At 52.2% G+C, this 5,990-nt stretch carries 6 protein-coding genes; 3 read left to right on the top strand and 3 right to left on the bottom strand.

The window, feature by feature from the left end; all coding sequences use genetic code 11:
- Together NZ772_12265 and NZ772_12260 are read left to right on the top strand one after the other, a co-directional pair.
- The coding region (locus NZ772_12265; GenBank protein ID MCS6814323.1) for a PhnD/SsuA/transferrin family substrate-binding protein at nt 1-571 on the top strand (571 nt) is incomplete at its 5' end.
- Nucleotides 568-1,326 carry a phosphonate ABC transporter ATP-binding protein gene (locus tag NZ772_12260; GenBank protein MCS6814322.1) on the top strand — a complete coding sequence of 253 codons (759 nt, stop codon included), beginning with the start codon at nt 568-570 and terminating at the stop codon, nt 1,324-1,326. The genes NZ772_12265 and NZ772_12260, both read left to right, overlap by 4 nt.
- 28 nt (nt 1,327-1,354) lie before the next feature.
- Here NZ772_12260 and NZ772_12255 read toward each other — a convergent pair whose 3' ends face one another.
- Nucleotides 1,355-2,641, bottom strand: a complete 1,287-nt coding sequence (locus tag NZ772_12255) for an aspartate aminotransferase family protein (protein MCS6814321.1) — start codon at nt 2,639-2,641, stop codon at nt 1,355-1,357.
- A 276-nt stretch (nt 2,642-2,917) separates the two neighbouring features.
- Between NZ772_12255 and ggt the strand changes: the two genes are divergently transcribed.
- A complete protein-coding gene (gene ggt / locus NZ772_12250) occupies nt 2,918-4,642 on the top strand; it encodes a gamma-glutamyltransferase (protein ID MCS6814320.1) in 1,725 nt (574 codons plus the stop codon).
- A 27-nt stretch (nt 4,643-4,669) separates the two neighbouring features.
- Here ggt and NZ772_12245 read toward each other — a convergent pair whose 3' ends face one another.
- Both NZ772_12245 and folK read right to left on the bottom strand, forming a co-directional pair.
- Nucleotides 4,670-5,461, bottom strand: a complete 792-nt coding sequence (locus NZ772_12245) for a 1-acyl-sn-glycerol-3-phosphate acyltransferase (protein MCS6814319.1) — start codon at nt 5,459-5,461, stop codon at nt 4,670-4,672.
- 119 nt (nt 5,462-5,580) lie between these two features.
- On the bottom strand, nt 5,581-5,990 hold a 410-nt coding region (folK, locus tag NZ772_12240; protein ID MCS6814318.1), incomplete at its 5' end, for a 2-amino-4-hydroxy-6-hydroxymethyldihydropteridine diphosphokinase.

Raw genomic sequence — 5,990 nt, 5'->3', positions numbered from 1 at the left:
CGACATCGATGCTGATTTTCACAGCGTGTTTATTGCTAACAAATCCGCAGGTTTGCAGCCTATTACTGACCTCAAGGGGTTGCAAGTATTGAAAGGACGTACCTTTACTTTTGGGAGCGAATCTTCCACCTCTGGACGCTTGATGCCCCAGTATTTTCTGCAAGAGGCTGGGGTAACGTTGGCAGATTTTAAGGGCCAACCAGGATTTTCCCAGAACCATGACGCTACGATTAAGCTAGTAGAGGCTGGAACCTATGAAGTTGGTGTGCTGAACGAGCAAGTCTGGAAAAAGCGAGTGGCTGCAGGCGAAGTTGATACCAGCAAGGTCTCGGTCATTTGGCGTACTCCTGCGTACTACGACTATCACTGGGTGATTAATCCGCAAGTGAAGCAGCGCTACGGAGATGATTTCCCTGCCAAGGTACAGGCAGCCCTGCTCAAGCTAGATGCTGGCAATCCAGAGCATAAGGAAATCTTAGAATTGTTTGGAGCAAAAAAGTTTATCAAGACTGAGAATCAGAATTATCAGCAGATTGAAGCGATTGGACAGGCTATCGGCAAGATCAAGTGAGCGGAGACTCTCCAGTTTTTGAGCTGCGGCAAGTATGTCAACGATTTGGCACACAACTGGCGATCGACCATCTGAATCTAAGCATCCATGCAGGAGAACGGGTGGCGATCGTCGGTTCTAGTGGTGCAGGCAAGAGTACGTTACTGCGGCTACTAAATGGCAGCTTGCGTCCTACAGCGGGTGAAGTGTGGGCACTGGGGCAACCTCTTGGTCAATTGTCAGCTCAGCGCTTGCGGCGAGTGCAACGTCAGATTGGCACTATCTACCAGCAATTCCACTTGGTGGACAACCTAGCCGTAATCCACAACGTCAATGCTGGACATCTCGGACGATGGCCTACCTGGAAGGCAGCACTGTCGCTGCTCTATCCCCTAGAGGTAGAAACGGCTGCAAAAGCATTACAGCGGGTAGGCATTCCTGACAAGCTCTTTGCCCGCACTGATCAACTCTCTGGTGGGCAACAACAACGGGTAGCCATTGCCCGTGTGCTAGTGCAAAATCCCTCGGTCATCCTTGCGGATGAACCTGTATCTAGCTTGGATCCTGAGCGTAGTCGAGATGTTATGGATTTACTGCGAGACTTGACCATCACTGATGGCAAAACCTTGGTCGTGAGCCTGCACTCTGTAGAATTGGCCTTCAGCCATTGCGATCGCATCCTAGGGCTACAGGCTGGACGACTCGTTTTTGATGCCCCCACGGCTACAGTCACCCCTGCTCAACTAGCAGACCTCTACCGACTAGAAGACTCATAGGTGCTCAGTCCATTGGTCTAAAGCTAGACTAACCCACTGTGTTGGCAAGAAGCGCCAAAACACGATCAACAATCTGTAGGGCATGCGATACCTCATCGGCAGTCACGATCAGGGGTGGCACAAATCGCACTACCTTGGGGCCAGCAGGCACAAGCAGTAATCCTTGGTCAATGGCAGCTTTTACTACCTGAGCAGACGTGAGGTCAATATCTGCCCGTAGCTCCATGCCATTAATGAGGCCCCAACCCCGTACCTCAGCAATCAGGTTGGGATAGCTGACAGCAAGCTGCTGTAGCCCAGCCCGAAGTTGCTCACCCCGTTGCTGCACATTGTCAAGAATGTGGTGCTGCTCTAGGGTTTGACAAACAGCCAGGGCAACGCTGCAAGCAAAGGGATTGCCCCCAAAGGTGCTAGCATGATCGCCGGGCTGGAACACGGTGCAGAACTGCTTAGCCAAGGTTGCGCCAATGGGGATACCGCCCCCTAGCCCCTTAGCACTGGTAAAGATATCTGGCTCAATGCCCAAGTTTTCATAACCCCAGTAGTGGCCTGTGCGCCCCATGCCGACTTGGACTTCATCCAGAATCAGCAGAATGCCCCGATCGTCGCATAGTTGGCGAATGTGCTGAAAGTAGGCACGATCTCCAGGACGAACACCCCCCTCGCCCTGTAGAGGTTCCAGCATGATAGCAGCCACTTGGCGTTCAGTGCTATCCAGCATTGCGATCGTCTGCTCTAACGCAGCAATGTCGTTATAGGGGATGTAGTGAAATCCCGGCATTAGAGGATCAAAATGCTTGTGATATTTAGGCTGCCCGGTAGCAGTCACCGTTGCTAGGGTGCGTCCATGGAAGCTAGCGTGGGCAGTCAGCACGATCGGATTCTGGATCCCCAACACAGTATGAGCATACTTGCGGGCTAGCTTTAGAGCACCCTCATTGGCCTCAGCTCCAGAGTTGCAGAAAAACACCCGATCAGCGCAGGAATGCTCCGTCAACCAGCGGGCAAGTTCCCCTTGGGCTGGGATGTAGAACAGGTTGGATACGTGGTGTAGGGTCTGTATTTGCTGGGTTACAGCCTGCACCATTACAGGGTGGGCATGGCCTAGGGTGCAGGTAGCGATCCCGGCTACAAAGTCCAGATACTCACGCTCATCAGTGTCCCAAACTCGGCAGCCTGCCCCTCGCACCAGTGTCACAGGAAAACGAGCATAGGTTGTCATTACGTAATCGTCAAACTCTGCCGGAGTCATGGTTGACGACAATCGAGGCAGCGACGCGATCGTAGGCTGCTGGAGCAGGGTTTCTGGACTCACAACTTCATCCTCCAAGATGTGGAATCAATTTAGTATGGAACAGGCAGCGACCCATTGGGTGCTTGATCACTCTACTTTACATACTGTCAAAGATTGTAAAGTAGGCAACAAGCGATTCGTCAAGGGAGAGGGGGGCAATTCTGTCAGTGTTTGATGATGAGCGTAAATGGTTGCGTGGTCTGCTGAGTGTTCTGCATTGGGTAGAGCAAGGAGAGTTGCACTGTGACAGGTAATAACCGAGCGAGGGTACATGATGTCAGCAGGGGCCTAAGTGCCATGGCGGCAGTACTGCTAATGTGGACAGTTGTTACATCGAGTAGGGTGCTAGCACAGAGCAATCGCCAGCTTCCTATCGTCCAGAACCAACAGGCTCAAAACCAACAGGCTCAGAGTCAAGGCGGCATGGTGGTCTCTGCCCATCCAATTGCTACCGAGGCTGGGGTTGCTGTGCTGAAAGCAGGTGGCAATGCTGTGGATGCAGCCGTGGCAACTGCCCTGATGATTTCTGTCGTGGAGCCATTTTCAGCGGGAATCGGCGGAGGTGGTTTTTTATTGATCTATCAGCACGATCGTCAGCAGATGGCTGCTCTGGACTTTCGAGAACGGGCACCTCGACAGGCTAGTCGCAATATGTTTCTAGACAGCAGCGGTAAGCCACAGGCGAGTTACGCCCAACGAGGACATCGCCTTGTTGCAGTTCCAGGGACGATCGCTGGGCTATATACCGTGCATCGGCGCTATGGCAAGCGTCCATGGCCCACGCTAGTGCTGCCTGCGGCGCAAGTTGCCGCCCAAGGTTTCTCTGTGACACCACGGCTAGCTACCGCGATCGCCCGTCATCAAGAGTTGTTGAATCCTGCTGCCCAGGCTATTTTTTTGCGTAATGGTCAGCCCTATCAGCCTGGAGATATCCTAGTGCAGAAGGATTTAGGTCGATCGCTGACCCTCCTCAGCCGTGACCCCCAGACTTTCTATCAGGGAGAATTAGCAAGGGCGATCGTCCAAGACATGGCCGCTAACCAAGGGCTGATCACCCTGACAGACCTACAGGCCTACCGAGCTATTTGGCGTGACCCTCTCTGTAGAAACTTTCGGCGCTATCGTGTCTGTTCCATGCCACCTCCCTCATCCGGTGGGGTTCATTTGCTGCAAGTGTTGGGGATAGTCGGCAATACAGATTTGAAGGCGATGGGGCGCTGGCATCCTGACACACTGCATCTGTTAGCAGAGATGATGCGACTAGTGTATGCTGATCGTGCCCAATATCTAGGCGATCCTGATTTTGTCTCTGTGCCGGTATCAGCTCTCCTCAGTCCGGGGTATTTAGCCTATCGCCGCCGCTCGATCAATCCTCGCTTTACCACTCCATCCAATCAAGTGCAGATGCCCAACCTCACCCGCTTGCGTCAACTAGCAGAGGAATCTCCGGAAACCACTCATTTAACAGTTGTGGATCCTGAACGTAATGCCGTTAGTCTAACCTTCACGGTGAATCGGGGGTTTGGCTCTGGAGTCGTAGTTCCTGGCACGGGCATCTTGCTAAATGATGAAATGGATGACTTTGCCATTGCACCAGGAGTACCGAATGCCTACGGATTAGTGGGCGGCGAGGCCAATGCGATCGCTCCCGGCAAGACACCGCTCTCTAGCATGACCCCAACGATCGTCACCGAAAACGGACAGTTGCGGCTAGCCCTTGGTGCACCCGGTGGCAGCACCATTATCACTACAGTCATTCAACTCGTGCTGAATATCCTTGTGTTTGAGCTAGATGCCGTTACAGCGATTGCGGCTCCACGTCTACATCATCAATGGCAACCTGATCAGCTATTTCTGGAACCCGGTATCGACGCAGCAACGGTAGAAAACCTGCGGCAGCGTGGTCATGCCATTCGCCAAGGTAGATCCTGGGGCAATGCCACTCTCATTCACCAACGACCTGACGACACGTTAGAGGGAGTTGCTGATCCCCGCGGTGAGGGCACAGCAGCGGGATTTTAGGTCAACGACAACCCAGGGATTTTTAGACTAGTCGTGTAGTACCTTCAATGCCTGCTCTAAGGCTTGGGTCAGATGCTTGGCCTGCTGCTTCGTATGGCCACTGGTATAGGGAGCAATGGACAGTGGAGTGCCAATCGCAACCCTTACGGTCGTTCGCCACGGTACTAAAGCAGAGCCATACTTGATACTCATGGGCACGATATGAATATCTAACCCTGGCTGTAATGATTCAGCTTGCAGTGCCAATCGGGCTAATCCGGGCTTCAATGGTTGCACAGGCTGACCATGGTGAATGTTGCCTTCTGGAAAGATGACCAGACTTTCTCGTCGGTGCAGCAACTCAATGGTGTAACGCAGAGTAGCAATAGAGGGCTTACGAGTATCCACAGGAAATCCGCCCAAGCGCCGAATAAACCAGCCTTGCAGACCTAGCATCTCATCAGCAGAAACCATAAACCGTAGGTGCTTGCCAGTCACTAGCTTTCCGGCTGCATAGGGAACAATCAGAGCATCCCAGCGCGATCGGTGGGTAGGCGCTAAGATTATGGGCTTATCGATGAACAGGTTCTCTTGCCCAACAATATCGACACGGCGGAAATATGCAGGAATAACGAGTCGGTGACCGAGGGGATACACCAGGGGCATCAGCCATGGTGAGACACAAGAGTTCACAGTTGCGGCTGCTGAGTGCGAGTGGTGAGTGATAGAACAAGGAGCAACACTAACATCGGCATTAGAGTAAGGATAGGGAAAGCTAGCCTGAATGTTTGGTAGATTGCTGCCTGATGAGTGCGGACGGATAGACTGTAACTGGGTCATATGACACTAGCTGCTTTGGGAACTCTATACTTACATAACCCTATGGCGCTTCTGCATGGATTTCTTTCCCAACAGGGACACTTCATAAAATGGCATGAAGTTGGCTGTCTTGACTGTAACTAAGACTCCCGTCGCAAAATACCTGAGCAATCTACGCGGTTCACAAGTTGAGCGATCGACAACCCAGAGATAGGTTCAATCCAATCTGGGGCAATTTCTGCCAATGGCACTAATACAAAAGCCCGATTAATCATCCGGGGATGAGGAATCTGCAATTCTGGCAAATTCAGCACCAAATTGTCAAACAGTAACAAATCTAAATCTAAAGTTCTAGGTTGGTTTTTGCCTCGTCGAACCCGCTGAAACTTCGTCTCAGTTGCCAACAATACTTGCAGTAGTTCCAGGGGAGTTAGGGTCACCCTTAATAGAGCACAACCATTGAGATAGTCAGGCTGAGGGGGGCCAACAGGCCGTGTTCGATACCAATGGGACTGAGAGACTACGGTAATGCCATCCGTCTGAGATAGTG

The organism is Cyanobacteriota bacterium (genome assembly GCA_025054735.1).
In the GTDB taxonomy this organism is placed as follows: domain Bacteria; phylum Cyanobacteriota; class Cyanobacteriia; order SKYG9; family SKYG9; genus SKYG9.
Note: the sequence above shows the minus strand (reverse complement) of the source record. Positions and strands in the feature narration are given on the sequence as shown.